Below are 12,759 nucleotides of genomic sequence, written 5' to 3'. Positions count from 1 at the left end.
CGACAGTCCCACAGCCCGTCCCCCGGCCTGCCTAATCTAGTGCCTCCACAAAACAAAAACGAGAGGCGTCGACGACAACGCATCGGCTCCTGTAAAGCTTCAATCTGGAGCAAGCGGTTGAGCGAACCCTGGAATCCTCAACAGGCGCGACAAGACAGCCGGACGATCGGCTCAATTCGGAGGCGTGAAAGGTCCGACGGAATCACCGGGGGAGAGGGCAAGCAGTCGATCCGCACGACCTTGATTCACGGCAATCTCCACGAGGCCGAAGGCATTCTCATACCAGAACGCCTCTCCCGGCATCACATCGCAGAAGGTTCGTGCATGAGGAAGTGTACGAGTGCCGACGTGCAAGGACTGCGTGGAGCCGTGATTCACCGCCCGCAGTCCCGTCATCAGATTACCGAAACGATCGACATAGACGACAGCGGCCCGTTCGCTCGGCCAGTCGGATCCGACCATCTCGGAGGGATCGATCGGCGTCAGCTGAAGGTCCTCTCCCGCAAACAACCGGGCGGCAGCGGGGGCGAACCAGTCTCGGCCGTGAAAACTCGCCGAAAGCACCGCCGGACACCATCCGATCCGTTGCACAGACGCACCTTCGGTGCAGCGTACGAGCGGGGCCAAGAGTCCGTTGTCGGGTCCGATAACCCAACAGTCCCGCGCTCTCGCCAGAAGCCCGCACCGCGTGCCGCCGACACCCGGATCAACAACACACACATAGATCGCGCCACCGGGCATGTCCCGGATCAACGCCGGCAGGAGATAGGCCGCCAGATCGGCGCGGAACGGCGGAAGGTCATGAACCAGATCGATAACCGGAACTTCGGGCAAATGATCACCGAGTCGAGCCCGGATCTGCCCGACATAGATGCCGTCACCGAAATCCGTGACGAGGACGATCGGGGGAATCGGCGTCGTCATATCTCAACAAAAAGCCGGGCAAAGGCCCGGCTCTCGTTCACGAAGGGCACAAGCGGCAAGTCAATCCTCGTCGTCTTCCACGGCGACCGCGTTCGCAGGCCGATCGACCAGCTCGACGTAGGCCATCGGCGCCGAATCACCGGCTCGGTACCCGCACTTGAGGATACGCAGATAGCCGCCGGGACGCGCCTGATAGCGAGGACCAAGCTCGACGAAGAGCTTGCCCACCGCTTCCTTGTCGCGCAGCCGCGAAAACGCAAGGCGACGGGTGTGAACGGAATCGCTCTTCGCCAGGGTGATCAGGGGCTCGGCGACGCGGCGCAGCTCTTTGGCCTTCGGCAACGTGGTCTTGATGAGCTCATGGCGAAACAACGAGGCAGCCATGTTGCGAAACATGGCCTCGCGATGCGAGCCGGTGCGATTGAGGTGCCTTCCGGCGTTGCGATGACGCATGGTCCTAATCCCGAATAGTTCTTGAGTCGAATAGCGTTAGCGAATGCCGAGCTCGGCGATATTGTCCGGCGGCCAGTTCTCGAGCCGCATCCCGAGCGAAAGTCCACGCGTCGCAAGCACGTCCTTGATCTCGGTCAGGGACTTCTTGCCCAAATTCGGCGTCTTGAGAAGCTCGACCTCGGTGCGTTGAATCAAATCGCCGATCAGGTAGATGTTCTCCGCCTTCAAACAGTTCGCCGAGCGAACGGTTAGCTCGAGGTCGTCCACCGGCCGTAGCAAAATCGGATCGTACGGCGACTCGTCGCGGGCCTCGAGGACCTGCGTATCGGACGGACCGGACCCTTCCAGGGCCACGAAGCTCGACAACTGATCCCGCAGAATTGTCGCGGCGCGCTGGATCGCTTCGCGCGGATCGATCGTGCCGTTGGTCTCCAGGTCGATGACCAACCGATCCAAATCGGTTCGCTGCTCGACGCGGGCGGATTGCACCTCGATCGCGACACGCCGGACCGGGCTGTAGGATGCATCGAGCGGAAGCTTGCCGATCGGGCGATCCTCACCCTCTTCGACCTCGCGCTGCGTCGCCGGCTCATAACCACGCCCGCGCCGGATCGTCATCGACATGCTCAACTCGCCCTCGGTCATGTTCGCAATGACCAACTCGGGATTCGCGATCTCGGCCGTATGATCGATTGCGATGTCCGCGGCGGTGACGACGCCGGGACCGGTCTTACTGACCGTGAAGGTCGCCTCGTCTTTGCCCTTGAGCGATATGGCGAGCTGTTTGAGGTTGAGCAAGATCTCGAGGACGTCCTCTTGAACGCCGGGGATCGTGGTGTACTCGTGCAAGACGCCCTGGATCTCGACCTCCGTCACCGCCCAGCCATCCATCGAGGATAAGAGAATACGGCGCAACGCGTTGCCGAGGGTGTGCCCGAAACCACGCTCGAGCGGCTCCAGGGATACCTTGGCATGCGTCGAGCTGCCGTCGACCGCCTCGACACGTACGATGCGCGGTTTGAGAAATTCGCCAATAGCGTCAGTCATTCAGTGCCCCTCACGAAGCTCCTTACTTGGAGTACAACTCGACGATCAGCGATTCGTTGATGTCGGCCGGCAGGTCCGAGCGATCCGGAATGCGCTTGAAGACGCCCTTTAAGCCTTTGGTATCGACATCGACCCAGTCCGGAAAGCCGTACTGCTCGGCGAGTGCCAATGCGTTTTGCACGCGCACCTGCTTCTTCGCGGCCTCTCGGACCTCGACGTGGTCGTCGGCGCCTACTTGGTAGGAGGCGATGTTGACGACTCGGCCGTTGACCAAGATCGCCTTGTGGCTGACCAACTGACGTGCCTCGGAGCGCGTGGCGCCGAAACCCATCCGGTACACAACGTTGTCGAGGCGCCGCTCGAGGAGCTGCAGCAGGTTCTCGCCAGTCGCGCCCTTCGCTTGCGCAGCCTTCTTGTAGTAATTCCGGAATTGCCGCTCCATCAGCCCGTAGATCCGGCGAACCTTCTGCTTCTCGCGAAGTTGGACCCCGTAGTCGGAGAGCCGACGCCGACGGTCGGTCGTCTGACCGGGTTGCTTTTCGAGGTTGCACTTCGTGTCCAGCGAACGCGCGCGACTCTTCAGGGCGAGATCGGTCCCCTCGCGCCGTGCGAGTTTGCAGGTTGGGCCTGTATAACGTGCCATGTCTCTACCTGTTCCTGTATCAGACGCGCCGCTTCTTGGGCGGGCGGCAGCCGTTGTGCGGGATCGGTGTCACGTCGGTAATGCTCGTGATCTTGAATCCGGCGTTGTTGAGCGCACGCACCGCCGATTCGCGACCCGGACCGGGCCCCTTCACGTTGACGTCGAGATTGCGAAGCCCGTAATCCTTGACCGCTTGGCCGGCCTTGTCGGCCGCAACCTGTGCGGCGAAGGGCGTGCTTTTGCGCGATCCCCGGAACCCGGACCCGCCTGCGGTCGCCCACGACAACACATTGCCTTGGCGGTCGGTAATCGTGATGATGGTGTTGTTGAAGGAGGCGTGGACGTGAGCAATCCCATCCGCAACCTGCTTCTTGATCTTTTTCTTGATCGTACGAGTCGGTTTAGCCATTCGAGGTTATCCAGCCCTTTCGCTGCGCCCAAGCGCCCTTATCGTTTGATGGGACGACGCGGACCCTTGCGGGTACGTGCGTTCGTGCGGGTCCGCTGGCCGCGCAACGGCAAGCCACGACGGTGGCGAATACCGCGGTTACAGCCGAGGTCCATCAAGCGCTTGATGTTCATCGACACTTCGCGCCGCAGGTCACCTTCAACGGAGAACTTGCCGACCTCGCTGCGCAGCTTGTCGACCTCTTCTTCCGTGAGGTTCTGAACCTTGGCATCGCGCGGAACACCGGCGGCGTCGCAGATCACAGCGGCACGCACGCGGCCGATGCCATAAATCGAAGTCAACGCGATCACTGCGTGCTTCTTGTCCGGGATGTTGACGCCGGCGATACGGGCCATAGCTTAGAAACCCCTGAAATCCAAATTGCCAAGCGGGTAAACCGCGTAGTATATCAAACTGAAGTCGTCAATCAAGCCTGAGATCCTATCCCTGGCGTTGTTTGTGTCGTGGGTCCTTGCAGATGACCCGAACAGTGCCGTTGCGGCGGATAATCTTGCAGTTCCGGCACAACTTCTTGACCGATGCTCTCACTTTCATTTGTTCTCTCCTTCAGACTCGAGCGCCACTCAGCGCAGCATGCCGGCGCCCGGCGACTTTAGGTTTGCCTTCCGCATCAAGCCCTCGTATTGATGTGACATCAAGTGAGCCTGAACCTGGGCCATGAAATCCATCACCACCACCACGACGATCAGCAAAGAGGTGCCGCCGAAATAGAAAGGCACGTTGTAACCGACAATGAGAAACTCGGGCAGCAGACAGACCGCGGTGATGTAGATCGCACCCGCCGCGGTTAACCGCGTCATCACGGTGTCGATGTATCGCGCTGTTTGTTCGCCCGGCCGGATCCCAGGAATGAAGGCACCGGAGCGTTTCAAATTATCGGCTGTATCCTTGGCATTGAAGACCAAGGCGGTATAGAAAAAGCAAAAGAAGATGATCGCGGCCGCGTAGAGCAAGACATAGATCGGCTCCCCCGGCGACAGCTTGGAGGTAATGTCCGCCAACCAGCGCATATCTTCGCTGCTCCCGAACCACTGCCCCAGGGTCCCGGGAAACAGGATGATGCTCGAGGCAAAGATCGGTGGAATCACCCCGGCCATGTTTAGCTTCAGCGGAAGATGCGTACTCTGCGCCTGCATCATCTTTCGCCCCTGCTGGCGCCGCGCGTAGTTCACCGTGATCCGCCGCTGGCCTCGCTCGACGAAGACCACGAAGGCGGTCACCGCGAGTGCCATGGCAAACAGCGCCAAGACCGCAAGCGAATTCATCTCTCCGGTGCGTGCAAGCTCCAGTGTCCCGCCCAACGCCGCGGGCAGACCGGCGACGATCCCGGCGAAGATGATCAAGGAAATGCCGTTGCCGATTCCGCGCTCGGTGATCTGCTCGCCAAGCCACATCAGGAACATGGTTCCGGTCACCAGGGAAACCGTCGCCGTGAAGACGAAGCCCATGCCGGCATGGCTCACCAGAGCCGAGCCGCCGGCGGTCTGCCCCTGCAGCGCCATCGAGATCCCGACCGCTTGAAAGGTCGCCAATACGACCGTGCCGTAGCGTGTGTATTGGGTGATCTTGCGGCGCCCCGACTCACCTTCCTTTTTCAACTGCTCGAGCTTCGGAACCACGGAGGTCATCAACTGCATGATGATCGACGCCGAGATGTAGGGCATGATCCCGAGTGCGAAGAGACTCGCACGCTCCAAGGCTCCGCCCGAGAACATGTTGAACATATCCAGGATGGAGCCCTGGTTTTGGTCGAACAGGATGGCCAAGGCCTCGGGGTTCACACCCGGAACGGGGATGAAGGTCCCGATGCGATAGACCAGGAGAGCACCGACCACGAACAGCAACCGCGCCCGCAGTTCGGTCAGTCGCCCCATACCGCCGAGGGACTGCCCCATCGATCCGACATTCTTAGCCATCCGATTCGTGCCTTTAAGCTAGTCTTCGATCTTGCCGCCGGCTGCTTCGATCGCGGCACGGGCACCCTTGGTCACCCCAACGCCGCGAACCGTGAAGGCCCTTCCGACCTCACCCGAAGCAATGATCTTCGCGCTCTTGATCGACTGACTCAGGACGCGGGCCTGAACCAGCGAAAGCAAGTCGATCGTGTCGCCTTCCACGCGCGAGAGCTCGCTTAGGCGAACCTCCGCACGTGACGCGGCCGTACGCGAGCGGAAGCCGACCTTCGGCAGACGACGCTGCAGCGGCATCTGCCCGCCTTCAAAACCGACCTTGTGGAAACCGCCTTTACGGGATTTCTGCCCCTTGTGACCGCGTCCGCAGGTCTTGCCCAGGCCGCTGCCGATTCCGCGACCGACACGCTTCGCGGCGGGACGGCTGCCCGGATCGGGCTTGAGATCATTGAGTCGCATCGCGAGACTCCTCCACGATCGAAACCATATACGACACGGTATTGACCATGCCGCGTGTGCAGGGCGTATCCTCGACCTCGACCACATGGTGCATACGACGCAGCCCGAGACCGCGCACGCATGACTTGTGATTGGCGAGACGGCCGTGGACGCTCCGCACCAACTTGACCTTCATCATCTTTTTGTCGGCCATTGTCTACCCCAGGATCTCGGCGACCGTTTTGCCGCGCTTCGCGGCAATGGTCTCGGGATCGTTCATGGTCCGCAGGCCTTGCACGGTGGCACGAACCACGTTGATCGGGTTATTGGTCCCGATGCACTTGGCCAGCACGTTCTGAACGCCGAGCACTTCGAAGACCGCGCGCATCGCGCCGCCGGCGATGATCCCCGTGCCTTCGGACGCCGGTTTCATGAAGACCTTCGCCGCGCCGTGCCGCCCGTTCAGCGGATATTGCAGGGTGTTGCCGTTGAGCTTCACCTCGATCATGTTCTTGCGCGCATTTTCCATCGCCTTCTGAATCGCGACCGGCACCTCGCGGGCCTTTCCGCGACCGAACCCGACGCGCCCCTTACCGTCTCCGACGACCGTCAAGGCCGCGAAACCGAATTGCCGCCCGCCCTTGACGACCTTGGCGACCCGGTTGACCGCGATCAGCTTTTCGAGGAGATCGTCTCCATCGTTCTTCGGATTGAAGTTCGCCATGCTCGTACTCCTAGAATTTCAGACCGTTCTCACGCGCGGCATCCGCCAGCGCCTTGAGACGGCCATGATAGCGAAACCCGGAGCGATCGAAGGCTACGGTCTCCACGCCGGCGGAAAGCGCCCGCTCGGCAATCGCCTTGCCGATCGTCGCAGCCGCACCGACATTGCCCTTGTGACCCGGAATCGCTTCGCGAAACGCGGGCTCCACCGTCGATGCGCTGGCCACGACGCGATTGCCTTCCGGCGCGATGACTTGGGCGTAGATGTGGCGCGGGGTGCGATGTACGCACAGTCGAAACACACCCAGCTCGCGAATCTTCGCCCGCGCCCGCGTCGCACGACGCAGGCGAGCTTGTTTCTTGTCCATGATTTCTGAGACCCCTATTTCTTCTTGGCTTCCTTACGCAGGACGTCTTCGTCCGCGTAACGCACGCCTTTGCCTTTGTAGGGCTCCGGCGGCCGGAATCCCCGGATCTCCGAGGCGACCTGACCGACACGTTGTTTGTCGGCCCCCGTGACGACGACCTCGGTTTGGGTCGGGGTCTCGATCGTGATTCCCGCGGGAACCGGATAGTCGATCGGATGGGAAAAGCCAAGGCTCAGGTTGAGCACATTGCCCTTCGCCTGCGCGCGATAGCCGACGCCCACCAGCGAGAGCTTGCGCACGAAACCCGTGCTGCAGCCCACCACCATGTTGTTCAGCAGAGCGCGTGTCGTCCCCGCCATGGCCCAGGCGTTCTCATGGCCTTCGGCCGGAGCGAAGCGGAGTTCGCCGTCGACCTGCGTAATGCTCACCGCGGGGTGGACTGACCACGCCATGGTTCCCTTCGAGCCCTTGACCGTGACGTCCTGGCCCGCTACTTCGACCGTCACACCTTTCGGTACGACAATCGGCGCCTTTGCGACTCGTGACATGATCGGATCCTCTCTTAAGCGACGTAGGCGATGATCTCGCCACCGTGTCCCGCCTCGCGGGCGGCACGGTCGGTCATCAAGCCTTTGGACGTGGAGACGATCGCGATCCCGAGCCCGGCCCAGACTTGGGGCAGGTCGTCCTTGCCGCGGTAGATCCGCAGGCCGGGACGCGAGACACGGGTGAGTTGCTCGATCACGGGTTTACCCCGGAAATACTTGAGCTTGACCACCAATTCGGGTTTGTTGCCATTCGCCTCGACGGTCGCGTCGGCGATATAACCCTCGGCTTTCAGGAGGTTCGCAATCGCGACCTTCTGCTTGGACGAAGGCATCGCGATCGTGATCTTGCCGCGCTGCTGGCCGTTGCGGATACGCGTCAGCATATCCGCAATCGGATCCGACATACTCATGAGCTTCTCCGGGGGTCAGACCACCTCTTCGGTGCGATACCCGTCAGGTTTCAAAAAACCGCTACGGCCTGGTAGACCCTAACGGTAGGGGTCGAACATAGACTACCAACTGGCCTTGACCACGCCGGGCGCATCGCCCCGCATCACGGCCTCGCGGATCTTGTTGCGCGAAAGCCCGAACTTGCGATAAACGGCGTGCGGCCGCCCGCTGATCCGGCAGCGACGTTGCTGGCGCGTCGGGCTGGCGTCACGCGGGAGCTGTTGCAGCTTGACCAGCGCCTCTTCGATCTGCTCGCCGCTCGAACCGCGGTCATTGATGACTGCCTTTAAGGCGGCACGTTTGACTGCAAACCGGGATGCGATCTCGGTGCGCTTGCGATCGCGCGCGATCATGCTTTTTTTCGCCATCGTATCGGCCTCAGGTGCGGAATGGGAAGTTAAACGCCTCGAGCAGCGCACGCCCTTCTTCGTCCGTCCGCGCCGTTGTCGTGATGGTGATATCCAGACCCCGCAGCGTATCGATCTTGTCGTAATCGATCTCGGGGAAGATGATCTGCTCGCGCACGCCCATCGAGTAGTTGCCGCGTCCGTCGAAAGCCTTCGCGCTCAGTCCGCGGAAATCGCGGATACGCGGGATGGCGACGCTGACCAGACGATCCAGGAACTCGTACATACGCTCGCGACGCAGGGTCACCTTACAGCCGATCGGCCATCCCTCGCGGATCTTGAAGCCTGCGACGGACTTCCTCGCAAAGGTCACGATCGGTTGCTGCCCGGCGATGAGACGCAGGTCGGCCACGGCATTATCCATGACCTTCTTGTCCGCAATCGCCTCGCCGACTCCCATGTTCAGGGTAATCTTCTCGATCCGCGGAACCTGCATCACGCTCTTGAAGCCGAACCGCTCGCGCAGCTGTCCGACGACGCGGTCCTGATATTCTTTCTGTAGTCTGGTCATCTCGTTTCCTTCGGTCAGACGTCGACGACTTCGCCGTCCGACTTGAATACGCGAACCTTTCGGCCGTCTTCGAGAATCTTGAAACCGACTCGATCCGGACCGCCTTTCTGCGGGTTGTAGAGCGCGACGTTCGACACCTGGATCGGCATCACCTTGTCGACGATCCCGCCCGGCTCGCCGGCCTGCGGATTCGCCTTCTGATGCTTCCGGGCGATATTGATGTTCTCGACGACCACATGATCCTTGTCGAGCACCTTCAGCACCGTGCCTCGCTTGCCCTTGTCTTTGCCGGTGATGACCATGACGTCGTCACCCTTTTTGATCTTCTGCATCTCTCCCGACCCCCTACAGAACTTCAGGCGCGAGCGAGATGATCTTCATGAACCGCTCGCCGCGGAGCTCGCGCGTCACGGGCCCGAAGATACGAGTCCCGATCGGCTGAAGCTGGTTGTTCAAGAGCACGGCTGCGTTGCCGTCGAAACGGACGGTCGAGCCGTCCGGACGGCGCACACCTTTGCGCGTACGCACCACGACCGCGTTGTAGACGTCGCCTTTCTTGACCTTGCCGCGCGGGATGGCGTCCTTGACGGTGACCTTGATCACATCGCCGATGCCCGCGTAACGCCGATGCGATCCGCCGAGCACCTTGATGCACTGCACCCGCCGCGCGCCGCTATTGTCGGCGACACTGAGATCGGTCTGCATCTGAATCATTGTTGTTTACCTAAACCTGTTGTGCTGCCCGGATAACCTGCTTTCGGCGTCTCCCGCTGTCATGTCTGAAGCGAGACGACTGCGACGGGTCTCAACGGGCCTTTTCGATGATCTCGATCAAGCGCCATGTCTTGGTCTTGGACAACGGGCGACATTGCTCCACACGAACCAAATCACCCGCGGAGCATGCGTTCTCCTCATCATGGGCGTGGATCTTGGTCGACCGACGCATGAACTTCCCGTACAGAGGATGCTTGACCTTCCGCTCGATGAGCACCGTGATGGTCTTGTCCATCGCACTGCTGGTGACGCGGCCGTCGAGGGTCCGATTACTGCTCGGGTTGCTGATCGTCTCTTCGCTCATGACGCCGCCCTCGTCTTCTGCTCACCCATAATCGTCTTCACGCGGGCGATCTCCCGACGCACGGCCTTCATTTGCGAGGGCTTCGACAACTGTCCGGTACCCCTTTGCATCCGCAGGTTGAATTGCTCGCGCAACAGGTTCATTAGCTCTTTTTCAAGCTCTTCGGGGCTACGTGTTCTTAGCTCGTTCGCCTTCATCACAGGATCATCCGTCTCTCAAAGGTGGTCTGCACGGGGAGCTTGGCCGCGGCCAACTCGAACGCCTCGCGAGCCAGCTCTTCGGTCACGCCCTCGATCTCGTAGAGAACTCGACCCGGCTGAATCAGAGCCACCCAGTACTCGACGTTACCCTTACCCTTACCCATACGGACTTCGAGTGGTTTTTTCGAAACGGGCTTGTCGGGGAAGACTCGGATCCAGAGCTTTCCGCCGCGCTTGACCTTTCTCGTGATCGCGCGCCGCGCGGCCTCGATCTGGCGCGCCGTCAATCGGCCGCGACCCACCGCCTTCAAGCCGAAGTCGCCGAAGCTCACCTTGTTGCCGCTTTGCGCAAGACCACGATTGCGGCCTTTGTGCTGTTTGCGGAATTTCGTACGTTTTGGTTGCAGCATGACCTATCCCCTTCTTGCGGACGCCTTCGGCGCCGGTTCCTCGGGGATCTGGTCACCGAATACCTCGCCTTTGAAGATCCAAACCTTCACACCGATCACGCCGTAGGTGGTGCGGGCCTCGGCGAAACCGTAGTCGATGTCGGCGCGCAGCGTATGCAGCGGGACGCGACCTTCGCGCGCCCACTCCGTGCGTGCAATCTCGGCTCCATTCAAGCGACCGGCGACGTTGACGCGGACACCCTCGGCCCCGAGGCGCATGGTGTTCTGAATCGCACGCTTCATGGCGCGGCGGAACATGATGCGGCGCTCGAGCTGCTGAGCGATGCCTTCGGCAACCAGCTGCGCATCCAGCTCGGGCTTGCGGATCTCCTCGATGCTGATGTGGACCGGGATCCCCATCATCTTAGAGACGCGGGCGCGCAGCTTGTCGATATCTTCGCCCTTCTTGCCGATCACCACACCGGGACGCGCCGTGTGGATGGTGATATGCGCGTTCTTCGCCGGGCGGTCGATCTGGATCCGACTCACCGATGCCTTGGCCAATTCCTTGCGCAGGAAGGAGCGCACCTCGATGTCGGTATTCAGGAAATTCGCGTAGTCCTTGGACGTTGCGTACCACTTCGAGGTCCAGTCCTTGACGATGCCAAGGCGGATGCCGGTCGGATGAACTTTCTGTCCCATACTGGTCCCCTTAGCCTTCCGCTACGGTCAGCCGAATGTGGCTGGTGCGTTTCATGATTCGATTCGCACGACCCTTGGCACGGGGGCGAATCCGCTTCATGGTCGGCCCCTCGTCCACCTGGATCGACGCGACCTTCAGCTCGTCGATGTCGGCGCCTTCGTTGTGTTCGGCATTGGCAACCGCCGACTCCAAAACCTTCTTGATGATCTCCGCACTCTTTTGAGTACTGAAGGTCAAGGTGTTCAGGGCCTCTTCGACGTCGCGCCCGCGGATCATGTCGGCGATCAGCCGGGCCTTTTGGGCCGAGACCCGTGCATATTTCAGTGTTGCTTCGGCTCGCATCCCCATCTCCGGCTAGCGCTTCTTCGCCTTGCGGTCGGCGGCATGTCCCCGGTAGGTCCGGGTCAATGCAAACTCACCGAGCTTGTGGCCGATCATGTTTTCGTTGACGAGCACCGGCACGTGCAGACGCCCGTTGTGGACCGCAATGGTCAACCCAACCATCTCGGGCAGCACCATGGAACGGCGTGACCAAGTCTTGATGGGGCGCTTACTGTTTTGCGCGACCGCCTCTTCGACCTTCTTGATCAGATGGTGGTCGACAAAGGGTCCTTTTCGAATCGAACGTGGCACTTGCTCAACCTCGCCTTGTTTACTTGCGTCCGCGACGTCGGACGATCATCGCGTCGGTCCGCTTGTTCTTACGCGTCTTGTGACCCTTGGTCGGCACGCCCCAAGGTGTCACCGGGTGGCGCCCGCCCGAGGTGCGGCCTTCGCCGCCGCCGTGCGGATGATCAACCGGGTTCATGACCACACCGCGGACGGTCGGCCGTACACCCCGCCAGCGCGATGCACCGGCTTTCCCGAGCTTGCGCAGACTGTTCTCGCTGTTGCCGACCTCGCCGATCACGGCGCGACAGTCGACGTGAATCTTGCGCATCTCGCCGGACCGCAACCGCAACGTCGCGCTCTTTCCGTCACGCGCAACCAATTGGGCCGAGCTGCCCGCGGCCCGCGCAATCTGTGCGCCCTTTCCGGGACGCATCTCGATGCAATGCACCTGAGTACCCACCGGAATATTGCGCAGCGGCATGCAGTTTCCGGCACTGATCGGCGCAGCCTCGCCGGCCTCGACACGACCGCCGACTGCAAGACCCTTTGGCGCGATGATGTACGCGCGTTCGCCATCGGCATACTTCAAGAGGGCCAAATGAGCCGTCCGGTTCGGATCATATTCGAGCCGCTCGACGACCGCCGGAACACCTTCTTTGTTGCGCTTGAAATCGACAAGGCGATAGTGCTGCTTGTGTCCGCCGCCCTGGTGACGCACGGTGATGCGCCCGAGGTTATTGCGCCCGCCATGCTTGGCCTTTTTCTCCAAGAGCGGCGCGTAGGGCGCACCCTTATGCAGCTCGGGGGACTGCACCTTGACGACGAAACGCCGCCCGGCCGAAGTCGGTTTGGTCTTTACGATTGCCATCTTGGTCTATCCGCTGCT

General features: G+C 61.2%; 25 protein-coding genes. All 25 read right to left on the bottom strand.

The annotated features are described in order from the left end of the window. Positions 1-171 precede the first annotated feature (171 nt). The 25 genes from LT988_RS20585 to rplB all read right to left on the bottom strand — a co-directional run bounded on the left by LT988_RS20585 (position 172) and on the right by rplB (position 12,741). Positions 172-924, bottom strand: coding sequence for an SAM hydrolase/SAM-dependent halogenase family protein (locus LT988_RS20585; protein WP_232407352.1), 753 nt, complete (start codon positions 922-924; stop codon positions 172-174). Between the two features lie 60 nt (positions 925-984). Next, positions 985-1,377: a 50S ribosomal protein L17 gene (gene rplQ, locus LT988_RS20580; protein WP_232407351.1), complete on the bottom strand. Its 393-nt coding sequence runs from the start codon at positions 1,375-1,377 to the stop codon at positions 985-987. Positions 1,378-1,413: 36 nt separating this feature from the next. Continuing rightward, entirely contained in the window at positions 1,414-2,424 is a 1,011-nt protein-coding gene (locus LT988_RS20575; protein WP_232407350.1) for a DNA-directed RNA polymerase subunit alpha, read from the bottom strand. Between the two features lie 22 nt (positions 2,425-2,446). Then, positions 2,447-3,067 carry a 30S ribosomal protein S4 gene (rpsD, locus tag LT988_RS20570; RefSeq protein WP_007191135.1) on the bottom strand — a complete coding sequence of 207 codons (621 nt, stop codon included), beginning with the start codon at positions 3,065-3,067 and terminating at the stop codon, positions 2,447-2,449. A 19-nt stretch (positions 3,068-3,086) separates the two neighbouring features. After that, on the bottom strand, positions 3,087-3,476 hold the full coding sequence (gene rpsK / locus LT988_RS20565; protein WP_007191136.1) for a 30S ribosomal protein S11: 390 nt from the start codon (positions 3,474-3,476) through the stop codon (positions 3,087-3,089). Positions 3,477-3,514: 38 nt separating this feature from the next. Beyond that, positions 3,515-3,871 (bottom strand): 30S ribosomal protein S13, encoded by a 357-nt coding sequence (rpsM, locus tag LT988_RS20560; RefSeq protein WP_232407349.1) that lies wholly within the window; start codon positions 3,869-3,871, stop codon positions 3,515-3,517. Positions 3,872-3,956: 85 nt separating this feature from the next. Then, the gene (gene rpmJ, locus LT988_RS20555; RefSeq protein ID WP_083829165.1) at positions 3,957-4,070 is read right to left on the bottom strand and encodes a 50S ribosomal protein L36; all 114 of its coding nucleotides are present in this window, start codon (positions 4,068-4,070) and stop codon (positions 3,957-3,959) included. Between the two features lie 29 nt (positions 4,071-4,099). Next, on the bottom strand, positions 4,100-5,452 hold the full coding sequence (gene secY, locus LT988_RS20550; protein WP_007191138.1) for a preprotein translocase subunit SecY: 1,353 nt from the start codon (positions 5,450-5,452) through the stop codon (positions 4,100-4,102). 18 nt (positions 5,453-5,470) lie between these two features. Further along, a complete protein-coding gene (gene rplO, locus LT988_RS20545) occupies positions 5,471-5,905 on the bottom strand; it encodes a 50S ribosomal protein L15 (RefSeq protein ID WP_232407348.1) in 435 nt (144 codons plus the stop codon). Further along, positions 5,892-6,098 (bottom strand): 50S ribosomal protein L30, encoded by a 207-nt coding sequence (gene rpmD, locus LT988_RS20540; protein ID WP_232407347.1) that lies wholly within the window; start codon positions 6,096-6,098, stop codon positions 5,892-5,894. The genes rplO and rpmD overlap by 14 nt, the downstream gene beginning before the upstream one ends. Positions 6,099-6,101: 3 nt before the next feature. After that, entirely contained in the window at positions 6,102-6,608 is a 507-nt protein-coding gene (rpsE, locus tag LT988_RS20535) for a 30S ribosomal protein S5 (RefSeq protein ID WP_232407346.1), read from the bottom strand. Between the two features lie 10 nt (positions 6,609-6,618). After that, on the bottom strand, positions 6,619-6,975 hold the full coding sequence (rplR, locus tag LT988_RS20530; RefSeq protein ID WP_232407345.1) for a 50S ribosomal protein L18: 357 nt from the start codon (positions 6,973-6,975) through the stop codon (positions 6,619-6,621). Between the two features lie 14 nt (positions 6,976-6,989). Continuing rightward, on the bottom strand, positions 6,990-7,523 hold the full coding sequence (gene rplF, locus LT988_RS20525) for a 50S ribosomal protein L6 (RefSeq protein ID WP_232407344.1): 534 nt from the start codon (positions 7,521-7,523) through the stop codon (positions 6,990-6,992). A 14-nt stretch (positions 7,524-7,537) separates the two neighbouring features. Beyond that, on the bottom strand, positions 7,538-7,933 hold the full coding sequence (rpsH, locus tag LT988_RS20520) for a 30S ribosomal protein S8 (protein ID WP_232407343.1): 396 nt from the start codon (positions 7,931-7,933) through the stop codon (positions 7,538-7,540). Positions 7,934-8,035: 102 nt separating this feature from the next. Further along, positions 8,036-8,341: a 30S ribosomal protein S14 gene (gene rpsN, locus LT988_RS20515; RefSeq protein ID WP_232407342.1), complete on the bottom strand. Its 306-nt coding sequence runs from the start codon at positions 8,339-8,341 to the stop codon at positions 8,036-8,038. 10 nt (positions 8,342-8,351) lie between these two features. Continuing rightward, a complete protein-coding gene (gene rplE, locus LT988_RS20510; protein WP_232407341.1) occupies positions 8,352-8,891 on the bottom strand; it encodes a 50S ribosomal protein L5 in 540 nt (179 codons plus the stop codon). Between the two features lie 14 nt (positions 8,892-8,905). After that, a complete protein-coding gene (gene rplX / locus LT988_RS20505) occupies positions 8,906-9,223 on the bottom strand; it encodes a 50S ribosomal protein L24 (protein ID WP_120795548.1) in 318 nt (105 codons plus the stop codon). A gap of 13 nt (positions 9,224-9,236) precedes the next feature. Then, positions 9,237-9,605, bottom strand: a complete 369-nt coding sequence (rplN, locus tag LT988_RS20500) for a 50S ribosomal protein L14 (RefSeq protein ID WP_007191148.1) — start codon at positions 9,603-9,605, stop codon at positions 9,237-9,239. A 91-nt stretch (positions 9,606-9,696) separates the two neighbouring features. Beyond that, on the bottom strand, positions 9,697-9,969 hold the full coding sequence (rpsQ, locus tag LT988_RS20495; RefSeq protein WP_232407340.1) for a 30S ribosomal protein S17: 273 nt from the start codon (positions 9,967-9,969) through the stop codon (positions 9,697-9,699). Continuing rightward, positions 9,966-10,166: a 50S ribosomal protein L29 gene (gene rpmC, locus LT988_RS20490; RefSeq protein ID WP_232407339.1), complete on the bottom strand. Its 201-nt coding sequence runs from the start codon at positions 10,164-10,166 to the stop codon at positions 9,966-9,968. The genes rpsQ and rpmC overlap by 4 nt, the downstream gene beginning before the upstream one ends. Further along, positions 10,166-10,579 carry a 50S ribosomal protein L16 gene (rplP, locus tag LT988_RS20485; protein ID WP_007191151.1) on the bottom strand — a complete coding sequence of 138 codons (414 nt, stop codon included), beginning with the start codon at positions 10,577-10,579 and terminating at the stop codon, positions 10,166-10,168. The genes rpmC and rplP overlap by 1 nt, the downstream gene beginning before the upstream one ends. A 3-nt stretch (positions 10,580-10,582) precedes the next feature. Beyond that, the gene (gene rpsC, locus LT988_RS20480; protein ID WP_007191152.1) at positions 10,583-11,260 is read right to left on the bottom strand and encodes a 30S ribosomal protein S3; all 678 of its coding nucleotides are present in this window, start codon (positions 11,258-11,260) and stop codon (positions 10,583-10,585) included. 10 nt (positions 11,261-11,270) lie between these two features. Then, entirely contained in the window at positions 11,271-11,603 is a 333-nt protein-coding gene (gene rplV, locus LT988_RS20475) for a 50S ribosomal protein L22 (protein WP_232407338.1), read from the bottom strand. A 12-nt stretch (positions 11,604-11,615) separates the two neighbouring features. Beyond that, positions 11,616-11,894 (bottom strand): 30S ribosomal protein S19, encoded by a 279-nt coding sequence (gene rpsS / locus LT988_RS20470; RefSeq protein ID WP_007191154.1) that lies wholly within the window; start codon positions 11,892-11,894, stop codon positions 11,616-11,618. Between the two features lie 19 nt (positions 11,895-11,913). After that, positions 11,914-12,741, bottom strand: coding sequence for a 50S ribosomal protein L2 (gene rplB / locus LT988_RS20465; protein WP_232407337.1), 828 nt, complete (start codon positions 12,739-12,741; stop codon positions 11,914-11,916). Positions 12,742-12,759: the final 18 nt, after the last annotated feature.

This window comes from Thiocapsa bogorovii, from assembly GCF_021228795.1.
Classification (GTDB): Bacteria; Pseudomonadota; Gammaproteobacteria; order Chromatiales; family Chromatiaceae; genus Thiocapsa; species Thiocapsa bogorovii.
This window is presented reverse-complemented; position numbering and strand designations above follow the sequence as displayed.

Bases quoted from the DNA above. Each gene is read 5' to 3' on its own strand.
- rpsE (WP_232407346.1), bottom strand. From the start codon at position 6,608: ATGGCGAACTTCAATCCGAAGAACGATGGAGACGATCTCCTCGAAAAG.
- rplN (WP_007191148.1), bottom strand. From the start codon at position 9,605: ATGATTCAGATGCAGACCGATCTCAGTGTCGCCGACAATAGCGGCGCG.
- LT988_RS20575 (WP_232407350.1), bottom strand. From the start codon at position 2,424: ATGACTGACGCTATTGGCGAATTTCTCAAACCGCGCATCGTACGTGTC.
- rpsK (WP_007191136.1), bottom strand. From the start codon at position 3,476: ATGGCTAAACCGACTCGTACGATCAAGAAAAAGATCAAGAAGCAGGTT.
- rplV (WP_232407338.1), bottom strand. From the start codon at position 11,603: ATGCGAGCCGAAGCAACACTGAAATATGCACGGGTCTCGGCCCAAAAG.
- rplX (WP_120795548.1), bottom strand. From the start codon at position 9,223: ATGCAGAAGATCAAAAAGGGTGACGACGTCATGGTCATCACCGGCAAA.
- rplO (WP_232407348.1), bottom strand. From the start codon at position 5,905: ATGCGACTCAATGATCTCAAGCCCGATCCGGGCAGCCGTCCCGCCGCG.
- rpsH (WP_232407343.1), bottom strand. From the start codon at position 7,933: ATGAGTATGTCGGATCCGATTGCGGATATGCTGACGCGTATCCGCAAC.
- rpmD (WP_232407347.1), bottom strand. From the start codon at position 6,098: ATGGCCGACAAAAAGATGATGAAGGTCAAGTTGGTGCGGAGCGTCCAC.
- LT988_RS20585 (WP_232407352.1), bottom strand. From the start codon at position 924: ATGACGACGCCGATTCCCCCGATCGTCCTCGTCACGGATTTCGGTGAC.
- rplB (WP_232407337.1), bottom strand. From the start codon at position 12,741: ATGGCAATCGTAAAGACCAAACCGACTTCGGCCGGGCGGCGTTTCGTC.
- rplQ (WP_232407351.1), bottom strand. From the start codon at position 1,377: ATGCGTCATCGCAACGCCGGAAGGCACCTCAATCGCACCGGCTCGCAT.
- rplF (WP_232407344.1), bottom strand. From the start codon at position 7,523: ATGTCACGAGTCGCAAAGGCGCCGATTGTCGTACCGAAAGGTGTGACG.
- rplE (WP_232407341.1), bottom strand. From the start codon at position 8,891: ATGACCAGACTACAGAAAGAATATCAGGACCGCGTCGTCGGACAGCTG.
- rpsN (WP_232407342.1), bottom strand. From the start codon at position 8,341: ATGGCGAAAAAAAGCATGATCGCGCGCGATCGCAAGCGCACCGAGATC.
- rplR (WP_232407345.1), bottom strand. From the start codon at position 6,975: ATGGACAAGAAACAAGCTCGCCTGCGTCGTGCGACGCGGGCGCGGGCG.
- rpsM (WP_232407349.1), bottom strand. From the start codon at position 3,871: ATGGCCCGTATCGCCGGCGTCAACATCCCGGACAAGAAGCACGCAGTG.
- rpsQ (WP_232407340.1), bottom strand. From the start codon at position 9,969: ATGAGCGAAGAGACGATCAGCAACCCGAGCAGTAATCGGACCCTCGAC.
- secY (WP_007191138.1), bottom strand. From the start codon at position 5,452: ATGGCTAAGAATGTCGGATCGATGGGGCAGTCCCTCGGCGGTATGGGG.
- rpsC (WP_007191152.1), bottom strand. From the start codon at position 11,260: ATGGGACAGAAAGTTCATCCGACCGGCATCCGCCTTGGCATCGTCAAG.
- rpmC (WP_232407339.1), bottom strand. From the start codon at position 10,166: ATGAAGGCGAACGAGCTAAGAACACGTAGCCCCGAAGAGCTTGAAAAA.
- rpsD (WP_007191135.1), bottom strand. From the start codon at position 3,067: ATGGCACGTTATACAGGCCCAACCTGCAAACTCGCACGGCGCGAGGGG.
- rpmJ (WP_083829165.1), bottom strand. From the start codon at position 4,070: ATGAAAGTGAGAGCATCGGTCAAGAAGTTGTGCCGGAACTGCAAGATT.
- rplP (WP_007191151.1), bottom strand. From the start codon at position 10,579: ATGCTGCAACCAAAACGTACGAAATTCCGCAAACAGCACAAAGGCCGC.